Source organism: Cupriavidus oxalaticus, from assembly GCF_004768545.1.
Taxonomy (GTDB): Bacteria; Pseudomonadota; Gammaproteobacteria; order Burkholderiales; family Burkholderiaceae; genus Cupriavidus; species Cupriavidus oxalaticus_A.
Window position 1 is genome coordinate 200,323 of record NZ_CP038639.1, and the last position, 22,637, is coordinate 222,959.

The following is a 22,637-nucleotide window of genomic DNA, read 5'->3' on the forward strand; positions in this document are numbered from 1 at the left end:
GACTCCTCCGAGGACAGAACCCCAAATGAAAGTCGCAAGGGCCAGTCGGTGCGGGATCCAGGCGGTTAGTTGCATCAAACGGGGCGGCGCTCAACGATCATCAGGTTACGTCCGTTGCCGACTGCGGTGCAAATTTGGCCTTGAGCTCCTCTACAAGCGCCTGGCGTTGAGCGGGATCCTTTAGGGTAATCTCAAACGAGACCTTTCCGGAGTCCCAGTCCTTCAGAACGCCAAGCGGCGAGCCGTCTGCGCCCAGGAGACGGTGCTGTCGAGAGGTCTCCTTCTGCTTACGAGCCGTTTTGCTTTCGTATCGGGCCCTCGCCTCTTCCACGTCGCGGCATACTGCGACCTCGTCGCGCACCTTGATCGCCATGACTCCCGCCACCGCCGGGCCGGCAACGCGCTCAAGCAAAGTCAATTGGTACAGCGTGGAAAGCGCAAAAGGCTCCGGTGCCTCCTTGACGGTGTCAAGCACGCTGTCGGAGAGCTTCAGGATGGCCAGCGTCTTGTTGATATTGGGCAAGGACATGCCGGTGACCTCCGCGATGGCGGATTCGTTCGGGTAGATACCTTGGTCAATCAGGGCGCGCCATGCGAGAGCATTGTCCAACGGAGACTGCGCTTCGCGCTCGGCATTTTCCTTGTAGGAAAGCTGATACAGCTGCTGATCGGTGAGTTCCGGATGCACCAGCAGCTTCATGCGCTGGATCCCCGCAACTTTTAGCGCTTTGAAGCGATAGTGACCGCCAGCCAGTACTCGACGGCCGTTGCGGATCGTCGCGATCCCAGGAACGAGCTGACCGTCTGCACGCATACTCTCTGCGAGCTCATGGACGCGCTCCGGGCGATAGAGTCGTCGAGCGTTGAACGGATTCTCGTCAATGGTTCCAATGTCCGCTTCTTCGTAATACGGCTCATTGGAAGCGCGGGGAATTGCCCTCGATATGTCCTTCTTCCGGCCCTCTTCCCGCGGCGCAACGGCACTCTCGTGTGAGAAATCCGCGCGCAGAATCTCGGCAGTGGGTTGCGTGTCGTGCGCAGGCTCAATCTGCTTTTCTGAGAAGCCCGTAGGTTGGCGCTCCACCAATGCTTGCGCCCGTGCGAAACGGTCAGCAGGCGGCGCAGCATTGACGGCTTTGGTGGCTTGCTCCCGCAGTTGCTCAAGGCGATTCTTAGCCATTATGCTGCCTCCTTCTGCTTGGCCGCTGCGGTCTTAGCCTTGACCGGCTTCTTCGCCGTGGTGATACCCAGCTTGGTGAGTACAGCCTTTGCCAGTTCCTCTACCTCCTTAGTCGCTGCGGAAGATCCCGATAGGCCGTGGACACTGAGCCCAAACATCTGCGACTCCCCGTAGGCATTTCTTTGTTGCAGACCCGTGTCCAGTAGCGGGATTTCCTCGTCGCCTTGCAGGATTTCGGTACAAGCTTTGAAGACGTTTCCGCGGCGCGACATCGACGGAATGCAGTAGGTCTGAAGTTCCGGATTCTCTTCCTTTGCCCGGCGCGCCAGTTCCTTCGCCTCACGGCTAGCCCAGACGTTGTCCATCAACGGGATAACCGGGATCAACGCCAAGTCCGAGATATTTAGTGCTGCCCACGGAATCGATGATTCGATCGCCGGCGGGCAATCGATCAGGACAACGTCGTAGTTCTCCGCGTGCTTGGCGATTTCGCCAATCAGCTTTTCCCGAAGTGGCGCCAGGCTGATTACAGTTGCCGGGAACGGCTTCTCGACGCCGCCCTGCCCTGCCCAGATCGTGCTGGTGCCTTGCTTGTCCATATCGACAAGTAGTGCCCGAAGGCCGCGCAAGGCGAAGCTGGCCGCAAGCTGCATCGAGACCATCGTCTTCCCGCAGCCGCCTTTTTGATTGAAGACGGTGACAACCTTTGCGGTCATATATTTCTCCGAAAATATTTCACAAATCTGCAAATTCGATCCCAGCCGTCACTGTAGGCTACATCAGATCGTATTAGGCGCTTTCAAGCATGAAAGCAAACAAATTCCCCTTAGGCGTTGCACATGGGCCACAACTAAAAATTGTATGTGAACGATGAGTCGTCTCGCTTTTGGTGCTTGGCGATAGCGTGGGGAAATCTTTTATGGTTGTTGTTTGAAGGCGTTGCCAGTCCAGACTTTCACGCGTGAAAGCTCGCAAGTTGTCCCGCCCGCAGAGAGCTGCCCGGCTATGCCGGCTTTCAACGGAACAACTTTCATGTTTGAAAGCGCGGCAATCACCGTGGCCGAGATCCATTTTTTCCGTGAACGCCCCCGCCTCCAGGACCTCAGCAAAGCCAACTACGACGACGTCAATGATTTCCACCGGCCTGAACTTTCACGCTTGAAAGTACCCAACCGGATGGAGCCCGCCGCTGACCGCGAGGTTTCATGCTTGAAAGCCGAAGGAGCTGCCGATGGATTTCTACCGGAGAGTGAACTTTCACGCCTGAAAGTGCCCGCACGAAGTCCACCGTTTACCACAAGGGTTGCCGGGTTGCTACCGGCCTGAACTTTCAGGCTTGAAAGTAGGCAACCGAATGAAGTCCGCCGCCGGTGACCTCGAGGTTTCATGCTTGAAAGCCGAAGGAGTTGCCGCTGGAATTCTAGAGGAGACTGACTTTCACGCTTGAAAGTGGCCCCGCACGGGACCCACCGCTGATCAGAAGGTTTCATGCTTGAAAACTTAGCGAGCCATCAATCCGAGAGCATGGCTACTTTCAAACTTGAAAGTAGCCACCTCTGCGCCCGGCATTGACGTTTTATGCCTGAAGGTAAGCTCGACACTGCGGCCGAATCCACGTCCCAGAATACCGCTCGACACGAACCGCTTCGCGTCGACTTTCAAACGTGAAAGCTTCAAAGGCAAAACCTGTTGAGGCTCGCGTTCCGAACCAGGTTCAGGACGAGGATGCAGGCACCGAGCTTTCACGATTGAAATCTGCGTGAGATCCTACCCAAGGCGGACTTTCAAGCGTGAAAGTATTGGGAGCATGCCGGAGTAGCCTCGCGATGGTTTCATGCTTGAAAGCATCCAGGGCCGTGACGCGGCATGGAGACGGCGAAGGCGGGAACACCCACTGGAACTGCTGCCCGCGAGGTAGTGGCTGGTAGCGCCCCAGCGGCGCCACTTTCATACGTGAAAGTCGTGACCCGATTGTGGTTCGTGCCAATGACTTTCAAGCGTGAAAGGTACCGCGATAAATATTTTGAGAAAATATTTTCTTGATGGCCTTATGCTGCTTGGCGTGCGTCCGACCAGCGCTTAGCGTATTGACCAAGTTCCAGTTTCAACGCCTTGCGAGCCAAGATGGCAACCTCATCCGGCTTCGCCTTAACCTTTTGCCGGCGAGCAGCCATCTGAAAGGTCGTCTCCTTATACAGGCCCTCAAGAACTTTCAACCGATCATCAGACCCCAGGGAGTCGAAGATGGCCAATCCCTCCTCGATATCCCTCTCAAGACTTCGCGCGAACTCAATCTCTGCTGTTGGAACTTTCGGCTCGGCAGCGGACAGGGCAGGCGCATTCCCCGCTGCTGCCTCCCGTTCCATTTCGCTCAAGGCCCAACCTTCGTTAATCGCCCGCATGAGATAGGCACCTGGTGACTTGACCCCGCCGACCTTTACACGATACTTCACGAGCTCGATCGCGGCGCGGATTCTCTCATCCGTGTTCACCTCGCGATTGCTAATGATCTCGTTGATCTGCTTTTTGCTTAGCCCGAAGCCCTTCACAAGGGTCTCGTACAGATCCTTCAGCTCGTGCGGCTGCGCGAAATCCAGAACCAGCTTGCCCTCGGCGTTATCCCGAAGCTTGAAACGGATCGCCGCTACTCGACGCGAGCCCGGCGCGGTTTTCGTCTCGTATTCGATGAAGAGATCCGTCAGCTCATTGATTTGAGCGATGTTCTTATCGAGGACCAGCCGCTTGAACTGCTTGTATTCTGTCAGCGACTTCACGGCATCGGCATTAACCCACTTTCGGACATCCTCGATTGGAATCCAGCCGGTCGTGCCCATAAAACGAAGCGAGCCAAGCCGCTCATAAAGGATGTAGGCATACTGGCTCAAGGCTGCGGACATGCGCAACGAGAGATAGGTGTAGCGCTGGGGATCTTTCAACTGCCGACGGATCATCTCATCGACCTTGAACACGACACGCCCACCGGCAATACCTACGGAGCCCAGCAGCGGCACGGAGACCCATTGCGGATCGCCGCCTGAATCCTCGACAGATACTTGAACGGATGAGGCCTGGCACTCACGCAAAGCCTTCTTCAAATGCGCAACGTTATTCGACGTTTCAAACTTCGAAAGCCATTTGAAGTAATTCAGTTCGATGTCGTAATGCTCGAGATCCGGATTCTCTGATACGGTGAGCCACAAGGCGTTGATAGCCCGCCTGGCCACAAGCGACATCGGTGATACGTCAATCAGAACATTGGTCTTGCGGTAACCGATCTCCCGGGTCGATTCGGTGATTGCGGTAGTGGGTCCCAGCTCATCGCGCACAGCGTTGAAGATGTCGAAGCCGAGTTGCTCCTGGATGTTCTTCGAGACGTTTGACATGGAGAGGGCGCCGTGCACACAAGTGACGCTCGGTAATATCGCTGTAAAGGTGTAATGAGTCAAGTATACGATTGCACCTTTGCGCAGCACCATCGCCGACTCACACCAATCGATGACACCGTCGGGCCAATGGATACCACCATCAACGCGATGCGGTCGCCTTGGAAACCCAATCCACGTGCGGCTTCCCGGCAGATTAGACTGTGGCCACCAACCGTTAACACCTTGCACCAACCACTTGCACCTTTACACCAACGGGTACCACCTTCTGAGGCCAACCGATTGCACCTTTGCGGCCCATTGCGAACCACCTTTGAACCAACTGATATCACCTTGCCACCAATCGTTAACACTTTGCTCGCTGTAACCTCCTGATTTTCCAAGCAAATTCTCGGGTCGTATACGTTAGTTGGTTTACGTAAACCAAGCTGCTAGCTATCCGCAAGAACTTGCGGGCAGTCAAAACCAAGGGTACTTATCCACAGTTGATACCTTCGCTGAGGCCGGGATAAAGCACCGATCCAAAGCGACGAGCCCCACGACACGACGGCTGGAGTTCTGCCAGACCCGCACTCCGATCGACACTGCCACCTGTGTTACTCGCCAGCCAATGTGATGACATCCGCCGCCGGCTTCGTTCGTGTGTTCCCACAGTAGGTGATATGGAACAACGGGAAAGGGTTTGAGTCGTGGGTAACCAGCTAACGTCAAGGTGTAGTTAATTGTGCCGCAGAGCCACGGTGTAGCTCATTGGTCCGCAAGTACGAAGGGCCAGGTGGGCGACATCAGTTGGTCCGCAAAGATAGTTATGGTGCAACGCGTTGGTCCGCATAGTTGCATCCAAAAGGCCATCCTAGCCTTCAGGCTCCCTAAAGGTGTCATCAGTTGGTCCGCAAGATGGCTATGGTGTAACGCGTTGGTCCGCATAGTTACTTCCAAAGCCCAATTCGAGTCCCCAGGGCCCTCAATTGCCGCTAAAGGTGTCATCAGTTGGTCCGCAAGATGGCTATGGTGTAACGCGTTGGTCCGCAAAGCTACTTCCAAAGTCCAATATGAGCCCCCAAGCCCTCAATCGCCGCTAAAGGTGTCATCAGTTGGTCCGCAAGATAGTTTATGGTGCAACGCGTTGGTCCGCACAATTGCGAAAGCAAATCCGAGCCCCAGGTCCGCAACCACCGAAATGGATGGGCCCGCAAAGCACTCCGGAGGTGCGGTATTAGTATCTTTATGACCAGCGAGCTGCTCGCATCCGCGGAAGGTGTATGGGTTTGGGCCGCAAATGCCGCAAGGTGTGATGGATTGGTCCGCAGAGGCGGGACGAGGCCAGTCTTGAATGACATTGGTGCATTGGATTGGTCCGCAGAACTAGTCGAGGCGCCTTTAATAACCCACATTTGGTGCCTGCAAACGAAGGGAGCGCTCACTACTTCCGCAAAATTTCGCGGACTCTACCAAACCGATGCACCTTTGCACCGAACCGACCGGTTTGCGGACCAAACCGATACACCATCCTCCAGTGCAATAAGCGGCATATCCGCGGGTACGACGACCTGCGGACCAAACCGATACACCATCCGAGTCGGCTTCAAGCGCGTCCACGCGCGTTACGGGCGCGCTGGAGCGCCAGCTCCTTGAAGCGCGCAACTCACACCTCTCGCGCTTCAGATAGCACATTCAAGCGCCTCCAAGGGCGCTTTAGCGCGTACCTAAGCCCCCGAGCTAGCCGCAAGAGATGTTTTGAGGCCTTGGCTGCCGCCGACAAGACTGCGAAGGTGCCTAATAGCTGCCTGCGCCATGGCCGAGGATGACCTTGTCACCGACGACCGCTGGTCCCGGGCATGTCCGAGCCCAGTCGCTGCTCTGTCCATCTCGATGAGCCAGGCTCGTGCCTGGCCATGCCCCAATGAACTTCGCCGACCATTGGCCTCGGTGATCACGATCGAAGCGGAGTCCACCTCATAGATCCGCCCGTCGGGTGCTGACACTCGTCTACCGCGGTACCGCTCAATGAATCGCGCAACTTCCTCCTGGTTCTGCGCGGCCCGATCGTCGGCTGCCTGTCTCTCGTCTTCTTGGATCTTTCGAGTTCGGGCCACATGGCCATAATCGATGGGCCTTCCAAGCAGCGACTTGAGGTAGGCGAACAGTTCTCGACCCCGGAGCGGCTCGAGAGCATGGCCTGATGCCGACACCACGTCTGATAGTCGGTGGCCAGCCGTCCTCGCGAGCCGCATCAGAAGAAAAAGGGCGGACGTCTTAAGCTCTTGATCTCGCACGAGAGGCGCCAGATCAATGGGGACAGCCCGATCATCGATTTGCACAAAGGCACCCTGGCCCGGATGTTTCTTCGAAGAAGACTGCTTGGGTTTGTTTACGCCACTCACCGGTGCGAGACATGTAGCGCCAGCCTGAGACGCATCGGTGCCTGTCGAGGGCGGGGCAGCGGACCCAAGTTGCCGGCCACCGATCCCTATGCACTTCAGCAACTTTGCGGTGAACCCGATCCGTCCAACGACTTCGAGCTGCGCCCTGGTGCGTTGCTGCCGTTCACGCTCAATAAGCCCGGCATCCTCAAGTGCGCCAAGCGCTCGATAGACAGTGGCCTCGCTGATCGCGAGGTGCTGCGCAATCGTTGACTTCTTCATGAAGGCGAGCGCGCTGGGATCCTTCTGGTTCAAAGCGAAGCGGATGAGCGTAGCCAGAACTTGGCGACTCGTGATGTGCAAGCTCCGAAGGCCATCGGACTCGTAGACCAATGCGATCGCTTTGAGGATCTGCTCAGGCAGCCGCCCTGCATCGCACCTGGCTGCCTTGGGTTGCCTGCCATCGCTGACAATCGGGGTTGGAGCATGCAACGCGCTGCCGCATGCTGTTGTTTCTTGGGCAATAGGAAGCCCTTCGAAGCCAAAATTCATCTTCGACCAATGCGCAAATTTGTGGAGGGAGCATTGACAGCGAAGGGCGAGTCTTCGTAGACTCGAACTGTCTTAGAGGTCGAGTCAAGAGGGGTTCGAAGCCTGCATCCCTCCTGTCTATGCCGATAAAAAGCCTGGAGCGCCAACTCCAGGCTTTTTTTGTTGGGTTGTGCCTACGGACTCAACGACAACTCCTTAAAAATGCGATTGATCACGCTAGCTCCAGAAGCGTCCGCTCGAACAATATGTGGCGCCTGCAGGGTCGGCGAACCTGATGCGGATGGTTCATTCGCCATGCGCCAACATTCGCCGGCGGAGTAAGGCGGGGCAGCGTGGAGTTCCTTCGTGTTTTCGACATCGCTGCTGCAATTTCCCATCTCGTCGAGCAGCCGCCACTCAACCGCCGGACATGTACCAAGTCATCCAAGCTCGGCTTCAAGGATGAACCTGGAAGTCGGATTCTTCTTGGTCATGGATACCCGTAGATCCTGCCGGGCACGCGTCACTGCTACATAGAAGAGACGGCGCTCTTCCGACTCGGTGCTTTTCTCGTCGGGAACGACCGTCTCCTCCGCCCTGATAATCCAGACGCGGTCCCATTCGAGGCCTTTCGAGCTATGCATCGTCGTCAGCACCAGCGCATCAGGCGCCGGCTTGTTGTTGTCTCGCCGCAGGAACTCCAAGCGATCGGAGAAAGGACCGTTCAACCGCGACAGCACGTCATACGTCGTCGTGATGGCGCGGCGGGCCTGATCAGCACCTGCGTGCTGCAACATCAACTCGTGCACGCCCTCCAAAACTAACGAGTAGAACTGCCGGTCGCAGAGCGCGCGCCATTCTGCTAATCGCTTCATTAGCTCCCGATACTTGTCGGCCGAATTCTCTGAGAGACCCAACTCGACCAAGTCCTTCCTCTGAAGTTTCTCGCCGGTGGTCTTGCCACTGTTATGGAGTAGTTGCAGTTCATGCGTTCCGACACCGACAAATGATAGTAAGGCGTCGATCCCGGTCTTCCTAGTCTTCTGGACGAGTTCCAGAAGGTTGCACATCAGGGCACCCTCAGGGCGGCTGAGAATAGATTTTCCCGACGCCCGATAGTATTTGATGCCGTGGGCGCGACAAACCGCCTCGACCGGATCGAGGATGCGATTCGTACGGGCCAGGATCGCCGCAGACTGGTTCTTGTAGAGTGCAGGCGCGAGGTGTTCCATTGCGGCGACTGCCTCAGCGTACTCGTCCGGGAACCGTTGGAAGGCCACGTCGCCGCCTGGGCCCTTGTGAGCGACGAGGACTTTCGGAATCCTATCGCGGTTGTGGCGAATGATCTTGTCGGCGGCGCCAAGAATCTCAGCATGACAGCGATAGTTTTTGCCCAGAACCACAGCTTGCGCGTCAAACTGCCGGATGAAGGACTCCATGCCGCGGAAACCGAGAGCCGACCGGAAGCCGTAGATGCTTTGATCGTCGTCGCCTACGACCGTAATAGTCGAACCCGCCTGGGCATGGAGCGCGATCCACTGGTACTGCAGCGGATCGGTGTCCTGAAATTCGTCAACGAGCAGATAGGTGAGAGGGTAGGGCGCGATCGTGCCGAGTTGCATGCCTTCGACCGCCAGGCGCAGCATGTCCTGAAAATCGATCTTCCCATTGCGCTCCAACGAATCCTGATAGGCGCGGTACAGAACCTCCTCGGTTGTCCCTGCCTGGACTTGGCCAAAGTTTGTCTTGATGGCCTCGATGGTGGTGATAGCGTCCTCAACCTTCCAGTCCAATCCTGTGTCAGCAAGCGCCTGAGTGAGCAACCCAATGCGATCGCCATCGGTGGCGATATCACGCCTTCCTGCGACGCTGCTGCTGAGCTGCTTGTAGGCGAGCGAGTGGAACGTGCCGGCCATCAGCCGCTTCTTCGCAACACTGCCCGCAAGTGACCCAATGCGGTCGCGCAACTCAACGGCGGCATCCTTGCTGAAGGTGACGGCACCGACCGTTGCGTTGGGCGCCGAGAGCAGTATCGCGGCCTTTGCAGCGATGGTCGCCGTCTTTCCGGCGCCCGGGACAGCGATTGCAACGCAATGGGCACGGCAGTCAACGACTTCGCGTTGCGAAGGGTTGAGCTTAACAAGGGTCTCTGCAAGAGACATGATGTTTCACCGGAAAAATGGACTTGGACTACTTCCAACCTGACGCGAAGTAGTACGCCGTGATAGCAAATGTCACTTGCATGCATCTAATATCAGAGGGTGCCATGAAGAGTCAGGAGATGACAGGACGCGGCACACGGCTAAACGAGAGATGCTGACACTAAGTGCGACATACTCACAGCAAGTGACACCTATCGGTCAGATGCCTCGAACAGTTGTCATCAGCTTCAGGTGAGTGGTGTAGCTACGCAGGCCCAGCGGCTGGAACTTGCGCAGGAAGCGGGTGACTTCGTCGTTGACGTCGCTCTGGTCCCGAATGCCGTTCCAGACCATAAAGTCGAACTGGTCCATGGTTTGATCGAATTTGATCAGAAGCTGCAGGGCACGCACCGCGAAGCGCGAGTAGGACTGGACTTCGAGAGCAAGGGACGGGCGCTGGATCGTCGGCACAAACACGATCTCACCTTGTACGCGCATCTCCTGTTCCCGCTGTTCGCGATATGCTTTCGCCACACGCAGCTGTTCGTCCACATAGTCCTCGATTTTCGAGAGTTCGCGTTCGAGGTAGTTCTCGAGCGTCGACAGTTCGGTGCGCGAGAACGTGGCAGCGCCGAAACGCTGCAAATTCAGCGACATGCGATTCATGTACGGCCACCATTGCTCGAAAAGTGGGCGCAGGCGCGTGTGATTGAGCTTCAGCGCCACAGGAACAACTGCTGCGCCAGCGAGCTCGCGATTAAGGATCAGCAAGCCGAGCTCACGACGACGGCGAACGATCGCCTGGCGGTCCTCGGGCGCCAGGTCGCGGAACAGCTTGCGAGTACGTTCCACTTGGGCCTTACGCTCTTCATGGTCCGCTGTCGAGATCAGCCCCTCCTTGCGCAGTACATCGGCGGACTGCTCCATCTCCGCGAGCTCTGTCTCGACGTCGCCGGAGCTATCGATCGAGCCAAGCGTGGTAGGCGGTTCAGCGAGCAGTGCAACGGCGTCGGTCGTACCAATTTCCTGGAGCGGCTCATCTGCTGGGGTCAGATCGGTCGTGGTCATAATTTCTCCTTTGTGAGGCCGGACACCCGGCCTTGTTAGTCGCTGCGGAGTCGGCTACTTGCCGACGTGGAATGAAGCTGCAAGGCGCCAGCAGAGCAACCCGACCAGGCAGACACCGAAGGTCCACCAGCTCGCCAGCATCGGAAGAGGTAAGAGCATGGCGGACGCGCCGAAGCCAAAACAGAGCATCAAGCCGTGTGCCGCCACATGGAAGGACACCGGATTGGCAAAGCCCGCGCCGGCGGCGCGAATCTTGCGCGATACGGTTCCATCGTTGAACAGCGCAAGGAACAGCACGATTGCGCCAACGAGCCAATAATGGCCGACCGCGGCGCGATACAGTGCGCGGTAGATCGTCAGCCAGAAGTGCTGCATCCAGCTTCTACCGAAGGCAGACGCACCACCATCGGCAAATCCGGTCTGGGCGTCAGAGCCAGAGAACGACGACTTGACAACGCCGCTCTCGATGAACCATTGGTGAAAGCGGGCGTTGGCCAGGGTCACGGCGACGTCGGCCCTTTCGGGGCCGAGCACGCGCTCAACCGAGGCCTGTTCTGCCTCACTGATCTCGAAGGCGCTTTCGTCCTGGATGAACGGAGCGAGCGTGCAGATCATCAGCGGCGAAAAGATCAGCCACAGGCGGACGTGCGACGCGAATCGGCTATTTGCCATGTCAGCTCCATCGCAGGGCGAGCAGTACCGGCAGGCTCAGGAAAGCGACCAATGCGCCCCAGAAGACAGCCGGTTTGGCCACGGAGATCTTAATGAGCGCAAAGCACGCTGCCGCCGCTCCAGTGGTGAAGGCTAGCGGCATTGCAGGCGCGCCCGGAGGGGGGCCGTCAGCCACTCATGCATGTGCAGGGCAAGCGCTGGGTCGATACCGAAAATCTTGGCAGCCATGCGCACCGGAGCTTGCTTGAGCCGGATCGCAAGGCGGCGCGCGTCATTGTGCAAAGTTGCCAGCGACATCGTAGTTCTCGAAGTAGCGGGTAAAGGTGTAGCCCGTCAGCACGCGGGCGGCGAGCTGAAACGCAGCGCAGCGTTGGGTGATTGCGCCTGGCGCCGGCTCGTCGACGACCCGGCAGACATAGCCTTCCGGCTGGCGCTGCTCGAACGCCGGAATGGACTCGTGAAACGGATACCAGACGTTGTACTTTTCGCCTTTGAAAGCTGCGTACCGCTTGCCATAGAGTTCATGTGCGCGGGAGAACAGGCCTTTCATGAAGGCGACGTTGGGGTCGCCGTGCTTGCGTGCGGCACGCCATGCCGTGATGCCATCGGCCAGCATTTCCTTGACCAGCGGCTCTTCGCGGATTCGGAAGTTCACACCGATGTAGTCGACCACGCGAGTGCAAATGTCATCGAGGTCCGGCGATAGGGAAAACACCGGCGAAAGCTTCGCCGAGAGCTTGTAATCCTTGACGATTTGTCGGAACAGGCTGCTGCGCATTGGTGTTTAGTCTTTGATGATCGGAATTCGGCCCTGGTAGACAGCGCCCCCAGAGATCCGCAGGAAGTACTGCAGGTTCGGCAGTTGCATGACTAGGTCGTGCGGAATCAGTGGTACCTTCTCAAGCTGGGCAGAACGGGACACCGACCCGCTGAACTCGCCGATGTGGGCCTCTGTTCCGGTGCTGGTGCTACTCGACACGACCAGGTTGCGAATGGCGGTGGTACCGGCCTTTTCGGAGAACCATTGCGCCGTGTCGATGTCTTCCAATCGTAAGACGATCTGGTTGTTCAAATTGCCCAAAACCTGCTGCATTTTGGCCACGTTTCCAAGCTTGGCCGTGAAGTCCGAGCGAGTCTGGTAGGCAACGAAAGCCTTGAAGCCGGCACCGCGGCCTTTGTTCAGCAGCTGGAGCAATTGCTCGTTGATGGCCTCGGCGGCTTCGTCGACCACCAGGACGATCTCGGGCGGCTTGGCGTAGAAGTTGTATATGGCGCCTGCGACAGAAGCGATGTCGGCCAGCAGCATCGACATCACAGCCTGTGCCACCATCGAATTGGAAAGGGAGTCCGCCCCAACGTAGAGCACGGCCTTCTGCTTGATGACCTTGTCGATATCCCAGATCTCGCGGTCGTCCTCAAAGTCGTCGGCCTTTGGTGCCAGCATTAGACCTGTCTCACCCGTGGCGAGCATCTGCAGCAGGGGCAGGGCGGATGCAATGATCCGGCCATAGTGGTCGCGGTCGTGTTGATAGGTCGAGATGAGGCCGTCGATCGCTTCATGCCCGTTGCCGAGCTTGGAGAATCGCTCGATGTACAGGCTGACCATGGCGTCCAGGCGGGTGCCGCCCGCCTTCTGCGCAACCTTCTGCATGTATCCCGTGGCTTCCTCTTCCCAACCGAGCTTCCCGGCTTCAGGGAAGAAGCGCTCCAGCCCGCGCTCGAGAAGATTGTTGATGCCGTTCTGTGCGTACTGCAGGATCGATCGAAGGTTTGGCTTGTCGCCGACATAGAGCTCGCCCTTCACGGCGCGGTCGATGAACAGAAAGGCGAACTGCCGGAAAGGGCCTTCCTCCATCAGTTGGGCGATACGCGTTGGGATCTCCGAGGGCTGAGACCAGTTTTCCAGCGGATTCAACCGGATAGACTGCGATGGTGCGGCCTGTTTCCAGTACAGGAACTTGCGGCCGGTCCGCTCGCATTCGCGCTTGCACCTAGCGACCCAGTCGGGATCATTCTTGGGATCAATCGCGATCAAAACGTCATTCGGGTTGTGAATGACCTGTGTCGAGATGAGTTCGAACGTCCGTGTCTTACCCGAACCGGTCGTGCCGCTGATCGAGGTGTGGCCGCCCATCGCCTTGTAGTGAAAGGGGACGGGAATGCGCAGGGATTCCATGCCACCGATCCAGGATTTGCCCTGTGGCGATCGGTCTGCAATGCTGTTCTCCGGGGCGAACGCCTTCTCGATAGCCTTGACGGTATCCTTTGGCAGCCACTTTGGCAGGCCAGGGATGTCGCTCGACGGCATACGCAGGATGTCGTGGGCGATCTGACAATGCTTCTGGGTCCATTCGTAGCCGGTACCCAAATACATGGCATCGTCGTCCTTGTCACCCGAGCGCAACTTGCGGCTCTGTGTCAGGAGATCATCGATCCGGACGAGAGTTAGCCATTTCGTGGAGATGGAAAGACGGAACCTGAGCGCACGCCACACCTGGCTGGAGCGAAAGAGCAGGAATGCCATGCCACCCAGCGCAAAGTAGCCACTGTTGGGCATCCCACTCACCAGCAGTAACAAGACAGCCAACGCCCAACCGACGACGGCGCGGAACTCGTAGATGGGACGGAAGTGGTTGATGTACTGGTTCATGCTTCAGGGTCTTGGGACGCAGGCAGAATCAGGTCGCCAACTTCGTTGACCAGCAGGAGGTCTTGCCCCACGATCTTGTAGAGATGCTTGAACTTGCGCAGATTTTCGATGAGCGTCTCGGAGGCAATGCCATAGTTGCCCAGCGAGCGCTTGCTGATGGCAACCTTTCCCTCAACGCGGGTTACTTTCGTCTTGCCGGCGGCCGCGTCCTGGGAGAGCGCCTTGAAGAATTCACGCATGAGGTTTGAGGTGCCTGCAATCGCCTTGAACGGATCCTCGGCCGGTGGTTCTTTGCGCAAGGATTGGGCGCCGTCGAGTTGTACGGCGTTAGGCGATGCACGGTGCTGCCCGCTTGCATCGCTGCCTGCCAGATGGTTTCCGGTTGGGGAGGTTGAATGGGCTTCGGCCGTTGCCATCGGCTGCTCCACTTCGGCCGTCGCCGTCGCCGTCGCCGATGCCGGAACCGGCACCGCGTCCGCACTCGCCTGCGCGGGCGGCGTCGACGCGCCGGTGATGGCATCAGCAGCCAGCGCTTTCGCTGGCGGGGCCGGCGTTGTGTCCGGGGAAAAGGCCGCCCGACGGGCCTTCAACTCGAACTGGGTGACTGTCTCGATGGCCTGACGTACGACCTTCTGCAGCAGCGTCTCCAGGCCGGCTGGCCGTGGATCTGGGTTGATGGCGCCGAACAGATCGGTCAGCACCTGGCTGTCAAATGTGCCCAGGCGCTCAGCCCCCAAGATTTCCCGTGCTAGCAGTGCCGTGCGCATCCGCTCGCTCGGCAGAGGTGCCTCACGACGGGTGACCCGGTATGTGTCATCGCCAAGCCAGATGCCAAAGGCGCCGTGGGCGGCAGGAACCCACTCCGCTCCGTCGCGCTGCCGGTGAAACTGGAAGTGGCGGCAAGGCTCGTCGAGCCGCGAACAGCACGCTGCGAGGAACAGCGCATAAAGGTACTGAGGCTCAAGCTGGCGGCGTCGCTCGGAGGGTTGGTCTGCGGCGAATTTCTGGGCGCCGGACAGCCGCATGGCGAAGTACGCGGCTTCGACCGTCGCGCGGAACGCTCCCCCTGGTTCGGCGTGCTCGGTCGGCCGAAGCGGCATGCTGGAGAACCACGCGGCGCAGCGATCTAGAACGCTGAGCCACTTGGTACGGAAGTCGCCCTCATTCGATTCGTTGGCATACTGTCGAACCAACGCAAGGCGGCTGTCGTGGGATGCCAGCAAAGCCGGTGGAGTCAGGTGGTGATGGACCGTCATCACTTGCCCTTCTTGGCCAGGAACCCGCCGATGCCGCTAGCGGCTTTCATGCCCAGACGTCCGGCAGCACCACCGCTCAACCCGCCACCGGTCCCGAAGATTGCGCCCGCCATTTTGGGGATCTCCAGCGCGACAAGCAGCATGAACATCGCGACGCCAAGCGCATAGGCAGCGCCCGCAAGGGACTGGGTGCCGATGTCAGTCTGATCGACCATGGTGGAAGTGAAAGCGCCGGAGACGAGTCGCGCCATGACGGAGGCAACGACCGTGTACATCGAGGCGCTAATCATGAAATCGAGCCAGGAGACGAAGAATCGGCGCGAGTAATCCGAGAATGCGAGCGCTACAGCGAGCGGGCCCACGACGATGCCGACGGCGGCCTGCACCTCCCCTAAAGCGATGAAGAAGCTGTAGAGCAGCGCTGCAACCGCACAGACCACAAATGTAATGATGAGGACGATCCCGGAAAGGGCTACGCTAAGTATGGAGAGGCCGCTTGCCGCGTCCATAGCCTTGTTGTAGGTGTCCAGGAAGCCGGCGCCTACCGAGATGAGCGCCAAGGCCGGATTGCTGGAGCGAGTACCGGCGATCTTGTCGCCGAGCATTTTGAACCAGTCGAAAATTCCCGGTGCGAACTTGTCGTACCCCAAATAGATCCCTGCGAAGATCCCCAAGAGCATGAACGCCTCAAAAATGTCCGTCCACGCCGTGGTCGGATCGTTCGTTGCAGCAAATCGGATGCCGGCCAGAGTCAGCGTGATGAGTGCCAAGCCATAGGCCACCTTGTCGGTCTCCGATCGGATGGTCTGACTCAGCGGTGTAGCGCTTGCGATCAGGCCGCTGCGAAACGATTCGAACTGGCCGACCCAACTTTTGAGAGATTCGGCGATCGTCCCTTTCTGTCCTGAGAATGACGGCGGGGTCTTGGTGGATTCTTCCGCCTGCGACCCATTCATCAAGGGGGCAATCTCGGCCTGAGCGAAAGCCACGTTTGTGTGCAATAGCACAGCAGTGACCAGTAGAATCAATAGACGCAATAGCATGGCTTCCCGGCACCCGCTCAGTCGGCTTGCAGCTTGCGAGAGAACACGCGGGCACGCAGTTGCCGGAGTTCCTCATCCTGCGCAGTCGTGATCGCGCGCATCGCCTCAGCGCTTTGCGTTTCCCTGGCGACGCTCTGTTGGTCCTTATCCGCGTCCGCTTGGGCCCGCACGCTCATGAGCTGCAGCAAATCCGAGTTCTGGCTGGCAAGCACGTCCAGCATCTGATTGGTGGATTGCGCCGCCGCCTGAGCAGTGGGCGAGAGCTTGACCTGTGCCTGAATCTTCTGGCGGCGCTGCGCGACAGACTGCGTGTTCTTGAAGATTTGCTCGCCCAGGCTGAACAGGTTCTTGGCCGTCTTGTCGCCGTTGCTCAGCAGCTGGCGCTGGTCCTGGAACCACTGCTCCTTGGTCTTGCCCGAGGCGACGACCATGCTCTGGATCTTCTTCAGATAGTCGGCATTGTCCGAGACCGTGCCATACAAATCCTTGAGCGAGGTGCCGTAGACTTCGTACTTGCCGATGTCATCCTTGATCGCGTCCAGCTGCTCCGTCAGGGCGGCGGCGTCCAGGCCCGTGGACTGCAGAAGCTGGTTGGCCATCATCTTGTACTGGTAGGCGATGTTGGTATTCTCGTAAACCTCCGTTTTCAGCGATTGCATTGCTGTCATGGTGGTCTGAATGAGTCCCACCCAGTCGGTGACGGGCAGCGCGGCATGGGCCGAAGAAGCCCCGAAGACCGAGGTTGCGATGGCGATGTTGGCGATCCACTTCTTCACGTTGATTCTCCAAAGTTATGCTGCGCGCGCGAGCATTTCGCGCACGTAGCGGTCTTGCCAGTCGGGTTCGCCCGATGCATGGTGCTTGTCGCAGATGGACTGTGCGACACCGTCCGAGCGCAGCATGGCTACCATCTCGTCGGAAAATGCCGTCTGCAGCATCCGGGTCTGGGTGTTCGTGATCAGGAGGTAGTCGCGGTTTGGCACCGCGTCAGAGATCAGCTGAACCTGATCATCGGTCAGGCCAAACTTGTCCTTGTAGAGCTCCGGGCTGGTCTTGGCCTGGCCGTTAGGCAGGTAGACCCAGTTGGCGATGTTTTCCTTGAGGATTTCGAAGTTCGCGACGCGTGCAATCTGGCGAAGAGACTGCGTCGCGGACCAGATGGAACCGTTGAGCTTGCGGATGGTGGTAATCCAATCCTCGTACCGCCTGTAGAAGCGTTCGTTCTGGAAGAAGAAGCCGCATTCCTCCACCTCGATGATGGTGTAGCGGATACCGTCCATCGACTGGCTGATGCGGTAGAAGGCGTAGTCGGTGAACAGTACCGCTGCGCGTTCATACTTCTGGAACAGCTCGCCCATCTCGATGCACAGGTTGTCACTGACGGCGAATGCGTCCTCGGCGTGATCGAAGAAGTGACCGTACTGACCGCCCTTGAGCCAGATCTGAAGCCGCGTGCGCAGGTCGGCATGCAGCATCGTGGAGAGCGAGCTGAGGGTCCAGCGTTCGCGGGGGTATCCCGCGACTAGCTTCACGGCCTCGAAGAGGTCCTGGACCTGCTGCGGCGAAAGCGTGAAGTCATCGTCTTCGAGGGCGAGCGTCAGCCATTCGGTGATGTAGGTGAAGTTCGCGGGATCGGCCAGCAGCGACAAGGGATTGACCGGCGTGCTGGTCTGGAACTTGCCCGTCACGTCGATGAACGTGCCGCCACTGAGCAGCGTGGGAATGCGGGTAGACCTATCCTTGTCGAAGCGAATCCGACGCGCCTTGTGCCTGTCGCCCTGCGACACCAGGAAGTTCAGGAACACGGATTTGCCAGCACCAATTGGACCGATCACGAACAAATGACCATTGCCACCCCGCTGGTGCATGTCGACGCGCTGGATGGTTCGGTGGCGGGTTGGCAGGCAGGTGAGCGGGGGAACCTCGGCGCCGGTCTTCTCGCTCAGCCATGCGTTGAATGTAGGACCTTCCAGGACAGAACGGACGGGCGCGATGTCGGACACGGCAGGCGTTTCGACGAACTGCAGTCGCCGTTGCTTGTCCCAGCGACCGGGCAGGGTGCTGTTCCAGGCAGGCATCAGATTGGCCTTCTCGCGGATCGCCCCGAAGCCGGCGTTGGTCAATGCGCCGACCACCTCGCTGACGGCGTCCTCGCATTCACTTTCCGAATCCGCGTAGATAATCACCGAAATGTTGGCGAAGCCGTGCTGCACGCCCTCGGCGGTGAGCCGTTTGAGGGCGTGACCCGCTTCCTTGGCGAGCGCTTCACGGCCTTCGTCGTTCTCGTTTTCCTCCTTCGAGACGTACTGCTTCATCATGGAGCGCAGGTTCACCGCGGCCATCTTGTAGAAGCGGCGAACCTTCTCGATGTAGGCGGTGGCGCGCGCGGTGTCCAGAAACCGGTACATGATGCAGATGTCCAGCTCGGCATCCACCTGCAGGAGACTGTCTAGTGCCGCTTCCTGAAAGCTCATCCATTCCTTCACGGCGACCACCGCCGCATAGCGCTTGCCGTGGGCGGATTCGAACAAGAGTCGCTCGGCACCGACCGTCACTTCGGATTCCGTCAGGTGCGTGTCGAGCAACGTGACCGGATACCGGATGCGACGCGGCGGCACGCTGGGGTTGGCAACCTGGTGCAGCGCCGCATAGCTGTCTTGCATCGTGAGCCGGGTCGGCTTGATGCGCGGGATGCCGCCGGCAAACGCGTCAAGCATGGCCTCGAAGCGTCGGGTATCGGCCTGCATCTTCTCCACATCGAACGCAAACGCGCTGCGAGACAGCACGGTATCCTTGGCGGCTTCTACGATCGCACCGTAGACGGACCGCCCCCCGACGGTCATGTGGTAGCCAATCTTTTCGAAGAACTTGGCAATGCCGGATTCGGGGGTATAGGCAATGCTGAGCGCATGCGTGTTGCGGAAGTACCGCCCAGTGGTCATGTGCGCGCGGTTCAGCGCGTTCAGCCGGGTATCGGTGGGGTTGCTGAACTCTCCGTCGATGAAATCGGTAGTACGGCGATGGGAGAGACGCCACCAGGCTGTGATCCGGTTGTCGAAGGATCGGCACGCCTGGTCGAGCTGGTCACGGGCCGAGGTAATGTCACTGGCGTCGGCGCTGTCCGCATCGACGCCGCGGAACTCGTAGGTCGCAAGAAGGGAGCCGTCCTTGTTCAGGATCAGCTCAGGGGTGAGGGACGTGAGCCACGGCACGATCTCTGCCAGCGGCCGGCGTTTGAGTTTCAGCATGGCAAGTTACTGTCAAAGCCGTACGGGCGGCGGAACACTGCGTCGGACTTGCCGTGCCAAGGCACCGACTCGTACAGGTCGCCGTACATGTTGTAGACGTTGAGGATCTGGTTCCACCACGGATCTCGACTCGTCAGCCACGCCAGCAACGCATGGGTGCAAAGACCGATGACGAGGATCGACAACGGGATCTCCCAGCCGCTGCGGTAGGTGACATAGATCAGCAGCGCGACGATGGTGCCGTTCGCGATGGCGAGAGCCCGCACCGCGCCTGCGATCAGGCGCGGCATCGACAGACCGATGCTCACATGGTGCTTTCTCATTTCAGAACCCGGTGCAGGCGGCCACGATGTTCAGGGTTTTCAGGATCGACGGCGCCGCCGCGGCCAGGCCGACGCCAACGCACGCCCCCGAGATGAACTTGGACAGGCTCGACTCTGCATTGGCATAGGCATAGGCGCCCAGGACAATGACGATCAGGCCGATGACGAACAGATACTTCGTGTTGATGAAGGTGGCGATGCCGCAGATGAAGTTGCCAAGATTGCCGAGGAAGGAATCGTCCGCTGCGACGGCGGAGGTGGCAACGGCCATCATGCCGATTAGTAGCAAGGCGGATGGGGCATACTTGCGAGCCGTGGCGCGGGCGCGCTGGGAGAACTGGGAGGTCATGCGGAAGGACTCCTGAGGTTTAGAAAACGCGTTGAAACTCATAGTCGTTGTTGCGAATGCCCTTGATCTCGATGATCTCGGAGAGCACGCGCATGTCGCCTGAACGCTTCATGTGCACGACGTAGTGAATGCAGTCGGCAATGAAGCGACGCATATCTTCGACCTTCCAGCCGGAGCCGGGCGGGACGCCGAGCAGCGCCATGCTTTCAAGACGAGACAAGGCCATGCGGGGACTCGGTGCATGTAGCGATCCCATGCCTCCGTCGTGGCCGGTGTTGAAGGCCTGGAGCATGTCGTATGCCTCGCCGCCCCGGACTTCGCCAACAAGAATCCGGTCTGGCCGGAAGCGCAGAGAGAGCGCGACGAGATGCTGTGTGGTCACGCCCTTGTCGGCGTTGGAAAGCAGCCGCACGACGTTCGGCACGCTGGGCTTGAGCTCCGTCGTGTCCTCGATGGTGATGACCCGCTCCTCCGCCGGAATCTCTCCGACCATGGCATTGAGTAGTGTGGTCTTGCCTGAAGACGTACCGCCTGCCACCAGGATGTTCTTGCGCTGGCGGACTAGCTCGCCGAGCGCCTGGGCGAGTGCGTCGTCCTCGACAGGGCCGCAGAAGATGGGCGTCTCGGTTTCCGTGCGCGCATGCCGGGATGAGAACGCGCCGGCCTTCACATAGTCCGAGAGGCGCATGTTCTTCTCGCGGTGCCGCCGGATGCTCAGAGCGTGGCCGTCGATCGACGTTGGCTGCATCACGGCGGCGATCCGCAGGCCTTTGTGACCTGCGTTGATGATCCCTTGGGCCGTGCCACGCACCGCGGACTTCTCGACTGAGGACGCCAATGAGCGGATGGCCCCCTCGACCTTGAACGGATCGAGTTCGACCTCGAGTCGGGTCATCATCCCACGTCGCTCGACCCAAATGCTGTTGTGGCGATTGATCATGACTTCTGCGACGTCATCCGCGTGGATGACATCGTGCAACGGCGCCAGGGATTCGAAGAACATCGAAACCGCGCTGTCGGCCAGCTGCGTGAGCTGCAGAAGAGGGTGGTTGGTGGACGCTGATTCCATGCCCGCTATTGTTGGCGGGCAGAGGGTCCTGTAGTCGACTGAAAGCTAGGCGATTTTCAAGAGCTTTCGACGAAGTCGTGTGGCGCCAGCCCGGTCCCCCCGCGTGACGAGGAACATGTTCCTCCTAAAGACTGCGAATGACGCGGTCAAATCCTGAGCTTTCGAAGGGTAGACGCCCGTACAGCCCCGACGGGCGCAGTAAAGCTGAAGCAGTTGCTTTTGCCTCTCCAAGTCGTCCTTCAGGTCGTAGCTCGATACACGGCATAAGCCACGGTGCGGCGCGCGACATCGGGAGTGCGAAATTGCTCCCTCCCGTCAGCGGATGACGCCAATAGCCACGCAAACTTCTGATTTCGTAACTATTTTTCATTCACTTCATCTATGTATTGGCGCACGCCGGCGCAGCCCGTGAATGATGCCTTTGCGCAAGAACACAAAACTTCTGATCAAGCTGCTCAAGCTCTTTGCCGGAGGATGCGGGGTAGCGGCATAGACGTTGCCATTCTGCGAGCCATCCCGACGGCTATGGGGCCATAAAATTGAGGTGAAGAGAGAGGAAAATTGGAAAGCTCTGCAAATTGGCACAGCTTTCGAGGGCAGGTGCATGCCATTTCGCTGATTCAATTAGCGGCATCCCAAGAGCCCGCCGCATCATGCGATTCATACGCAGATCCACCGACAAAGCCAAGCCCCTGACCGTTGCGCCAGGTATGTATGGCGAAGAGCGTCCAGAGCAAGTCATTTTCGATCGGACCACGCGCATCACCGTGGACCGCAATCACTGGAAGCTCGCAACGGTCGGCGCCGCGTGCGTCGCCCTCGCGGCGATTCTGACCCGCGAGCCGCCGCCGTCGGTGGTGAAGGTCGTTGGCGTTTCGGCGGATGCGACCGGCAAGGCGATCACGCGTGAACTGGACGCATTCCATCCGGATGAACGACAGGTGCAGGCCGCGCTCAAGGACCTCGTGCAGCGGTGGTTCACGATCGAGCCCATTCTGACGCCTCAGATCGAGTCGTCGCGCATGGCGGCGAATCTGCGTTCGGTGCGAGAGCAGATGCTGGGATCGGCCAAGGAGCAGTTCAAGGCATGGGTCGATGAAGACGAGCCGTTCCGGCAGGTGATGTCCGCGCCGACGCTCACCCGGGAACCGAAGTTCACCAATATTGCCAGCCTGCCCGATAGCACCGTGGTTGTGGAATTCGTGACCACGACCACCGAGGATGGGTACAAGCCGCGCAAGCAGCGGTACGCGATCACGTTCCGCTATCAGGTCAAGCCAGCGGACAAGGAAGCCATGCTCGGGACGAACCCCTTTGGTGTCTTCCCCATCTTCTTCTCCATCCAGAAATCTGCGGCCTGA

The 22,637-nt window shown here is 58.9% G+C and carries 18 protein-coding genes; 3 read left to right on the forward strand and 15 right to left on the reverse strand.

Features of this window, described 5'->3' with window-relative positions; all coding sequences use genetic code 11:
* Positions 1–100: 100 nt before the first annotated feature.
* A complete protein-coding gene (locus E0W60_RS35480; protein ID WP_135707477.1) occupies positions 101–1,180 on the reverse strand; it encodes a ParB/RepB/Spo0J family partition protein in 1,080 nt (359 codons plus the stop codon).
* On the reverse strand, positions 1,180–1,896 hold the full coding sequence (locus E0W60_RS35485) for an AAA family ATPase (protein ID WP_135707478.1): 717 nt from the start codon (positions 1,894–1,896) through the stop codon (positions 1,180–1,182). The genes E0W60_RS35480 and E0W60_RS35485 overlap by 1 nt, the downstream gene beginning before the upstream one ends.
* Positions 1,897–2,212: 316 nt before the next feature.
* Between E0W60_RS35485 and E0W60_RS35490 the strand changes: the two genes are divergently transcribed.
* Positions 2,213–2,506, forward strand: coding sequence for a hypothetical protein (locus E0W60_RS35490; RefSeq protein WP_135707479.1), 294 nt, complete (start codon positions 2,213–2,215; stop codon positions 2,504–2,506).
* Positions 2,507–3,228: 722 nt separating this feature from the next.
* Here the strand turns inward: E0W60_RS35490 and E0W60_RS35495 are convergent.
* Positions 3,229–4,563 carry a replication initiation protein gene (locus E0W60_RS35495; RefSeq protein WP_135707480.1) on the reverse strand — a complete coding sequence of 445 codons (1,335 nt, stop codon included), beginning with the start codon at positions 4,561–4,563 and terminating at the stop codon, positions 3,229–3,231.
* 2,207 nt (positions 4,564–6,770) lie between these two features.
* Between E0W60_RS35495 and E0W60_RS37400 the strand changes: the two genes are divergently transcribed.
* A complete protein-coding gene (locus E0W60_RS37400) occupies positions 6,771–7,199 on the forward strand; it encodes a hypothetical protein (RefSeq protein WP_205751692.1) in 429 nt (142 codons plus the stop codon).
* A gap of 698 nt (positions 7,200–7,897) precedes the next feature.
* Here E0W60_RS37400 and E0W60_RS35505 read toward each other — a convergent pair.
* The 12 genes from E0W60_RS35505 to E0W60_RS35565 form a co-directional block, all read right to left on the reverse strand.
* A complete protein-coding gene (locus E0W60_RS35505; protein WP_135707482.1) occupies positions 7,898–9,619 on the reverse strand; it encodes an ATP-dependent helicase in 1,722 nt (573 codons plus the stop codon).
* A gap of 198 nt (positions 9,620–9,817) precedes the next feature.
* Positions 9,818–10,666: an ATPase gene (locus tag E0W60_RS35510; protein ID WP_135707483.1), complete on the reverse strand. Its 849-nt coding sequence runs from the start codon at positions 10,664–10,666 to the stop codon at positions 9,818–9,820.
* A gap of 54 nt (positions 10,667–10,720) precedes the next feature.
* Positions 10,721–11,338, reverse strand: a complete 618-nt coding sequence (locus E0W60_RS35515; RefSeq protein ID WP_135707484.1) for a DUF4400 domain-containing protein — start codon at positions 11,336–11,338, stop codon at positions 10,721–10,723.
* Between the two features lie 271 nt (positions 11,339–11,609).
* Positions 11,610–12,116, reverse strand: coding sequence for a hypothetical protein (locus tag E0W60_RS35525; RefSeq protein ID WP_135707485.1), 507 nt, complete (start codon positions 12,114–12,116; stop codon positions 11,610–11,612).
* A gap of 6 nt (positions 12,117–12,122) precedes the next feature.
* The gene (gene traD, locus E0W60_RS35530) at positions 12,123–13,988 is read right to left on the reverse strand and encodes a conjugative transfer system coupling protein TraD (protein WP_135707486.1); all 1,866 of its coding nucleotides are present in this window, start codon (positions 13,986–13,988) and stop codon (positions 12,123–12,125) included.
* On the reverse strand, positions 13,985–15,244 hold the full coding sequence (locus E0W60_RS35535; RefSeq protein WP_135707487.1) for a TraI domain-containing protein: 1,260 nt from the start codon (positions 15,242–15,244) through the stop codon (positions 13,985–13,987). Before E0W60_RS35535 ends, traD begins: the two co-directional genes overlap by 4 nt.
* Positions 15,244–16,287, reverse strand: a complete 1,044-nt coding sequence (locus E0W60_RS35540; protein WP_135707488.1) for a type IV secretion system protein — start codon at positions 16,285–16,287, stop codon at positions 15,244–15,246. The genes E0W60_RS35535 and E0W60_RS35540 overlap by 1 nt, the downstream gene beginning before the upstream one ends.
* A 17-nt stretch (positions 16,288–16,304) precedes the next feature.
* Entirely contained in the window at positions 16,305–17,063 is a 759-nt protein-coding gene (locus tag E0W60_RS35545; RefSeq protein WP_135707489.1) for a conjugal transfer protein TrbJ, read from the reverse strand.
* A 15-nt stretch (positions 17,064–17,078) separates the two neighbouring features.
* Positions 17,079–19,535: a VirB4 family type IV secretion system protein gene (locus tag E0W60_RS35550; protein ID WP_135707490.1), complete on the reverse strand. Its 2,457-nt coding sequence runs from the start codon at positions 19,533–19,535 to the stop codon at positions 17,079–17,081.
* Entirely contained in the window at positions 19,529–19,858 is a 330-nt protein-coding gene (locus E0W60_RS35555) for a conjugal transfer protein (RefSeq protein WP_135707491.1), read from the reverse strand. Before E0W60_RS35555 ends, E0W60_RS35550 begins: the two co-directional genes overlap by 7 nt.
* Before the next feature lies 1 nt (position 19,859).
* Complete coding sequence (locus tag E0W60_RS35560) at positions 19,860–20,249, reverse strand: TrbC/VirB2 family protein (protein WP_240746132.1); 390 nt, start codon at positions 20,247–20,249, stop codon at positions 19,860–19,862.
* A complete protein-coding gene (locus E0W60_RS35565; protein WP_135707492.1) occupies positions 20,227–21,276 on the reverse strand; it encodes a CpaF family protein in 1,050 nt (349 codons plus the stop codon). The genes E0W60_RS35560 and E0W60_RS35565 overlap by 23 nt, the downstream gene beginning before the upstream one ends.
* Positions 21,277–21,929: 653 nt before the next feature.
* Here E0W60_RS35565 and E0W60_RS35575 point away from each other — a divergent pair.
* Complete coding sequence (locus E0W60_RS35575) at positions 21,930–22,637, forward strand: type IV secretion system protein (RefSeq protein ID WP_135707493.1); 708 nt, start codon at positions 21,930–21,932, stop codon at positions 22,635–22,637.

What these genes read in the sequence shown, in the direction of transcription:
- E0W60_RS35510 (WP_135707483.1), bottom strand. Translation starts at nt 10,666, where the DNA reads ATGACCACGACCGATCTGACCCCAGCAGATGAGCCGCTCCAGGAAATT.
- E0W60_RS35505 (WP_135707482.1), bottom strand. Translation starts at nt 9,619, where the DNA reads ATGTCTCTTGCAGAGACCCTTGTTAAGCTCAACCCTTCGCAACGCGAA.
- E0W60_RS35560 (WP_240746132.1), bottom strand. Translation starts at nt 20,249, where the DNA reads ATGAGTTTCAACGCGTTTTCTAAACCTCAGGAGTCCTTCCGCATGACC.
- traD (WP_135707486.1), bottom strand. Translation starts at nt 13,988, where the DNA reads ATGAACCAGTACATCAACCACTTCCGTCCCATCTACGAGTTCCGCGCC.
- E0W60_RS35565 (WP_135707492.1), bottom strand. Translation starts at nt 21,276, where the DNA reads ATGGAATCAGCGTCCACCAACCACCCTCTTCTGCAGCTCACGCAGCTG.
- E0W60_RS35515 (WP_135707484.1), bottom strand. Translation starts at nt 11,338, where the DNA reads ATGGCAAATAGCCGATTCGCGTCGCACGTCCGCCTGTGGCTGATCTTT.
- E0W60_RS35575 (WP_135707493.1), top strand. Translation starts at nt 21,930, where the DNA reads ATGCGATTCATACGCAGATCCACCGACAAAGCCAAGCCCCTGACCGTT.
- E0W60_RS35555 (WP_135707491.1), bottom strand. Translation starts at nt 19,858, where the DNA reads ATGAGAAAGCACCATGTGAGCATCGGTCTGTCGATGCCGCGCCTGATC.
- E0W60_RS35535 (WP_135707487.1), bottom strand. Translation starts at nt 15,244, where the DNA reads ATGACGGTCCATCACCACCTGACTCCACCGGCTTTGCTGGCATCCCAC.
- E0W60_RS35525 (WP_135707485.1), bottom strand. Translation starts at nt 12,116, where the DNA reads ATGCGCAGCAGCCTGTTCCGACAAATCGTCAAGGATTACAAGCTCTCG.
- E0W60_RS35490 (WP_135707479.1), top strand. Translation starts at nt 2,213, where the DNA reads ATGTTTGAAAGCGCGGCAATCACCGTGGCCGAGATCCATTTTTTCCGT.
- E0W60_RS35485 (WP_135707478.1), bottom strand. Translation starts at nt 1,896, where the DNA reads ATGACCGCAAAGGTTGTCACCGTCTTCAATCAAAAAGGCGGCTGCGGG.
- E0W60_RS35550 (WP_135707490.1), bottom strand. Translation starts at nt 19,535, where the DNA reads ATGCTGAAACTCAAACGCCGGCCGCTGGCAGAGATCGTGCCGTGGCTC.
- E0W60_RS35495 (WP_135707480.1), bottom strand. Translation starts at nt 4,563, where the DNA reads ATGTCAAACGTCTCGAAGAACATCCAGGAGCAACTCGGCTTCGACATC.
- E0W60_RS35480 (WP_135707477.1), bottom strand. Translation starts at nt 1,180, where the DNA reads ATGGCTAAGAATCGCCTTGAGCAACTGCGGGAGCAAGCCACCAAAGCC.
- E0W60_RS35540 (WP_135707488.1), bottom strand. Translation starts at nt 16,287, where the DNA reads ATGCTATTGCGTCTATTGATTCTACTGGTCACTGCTGTGCTATTGCAC.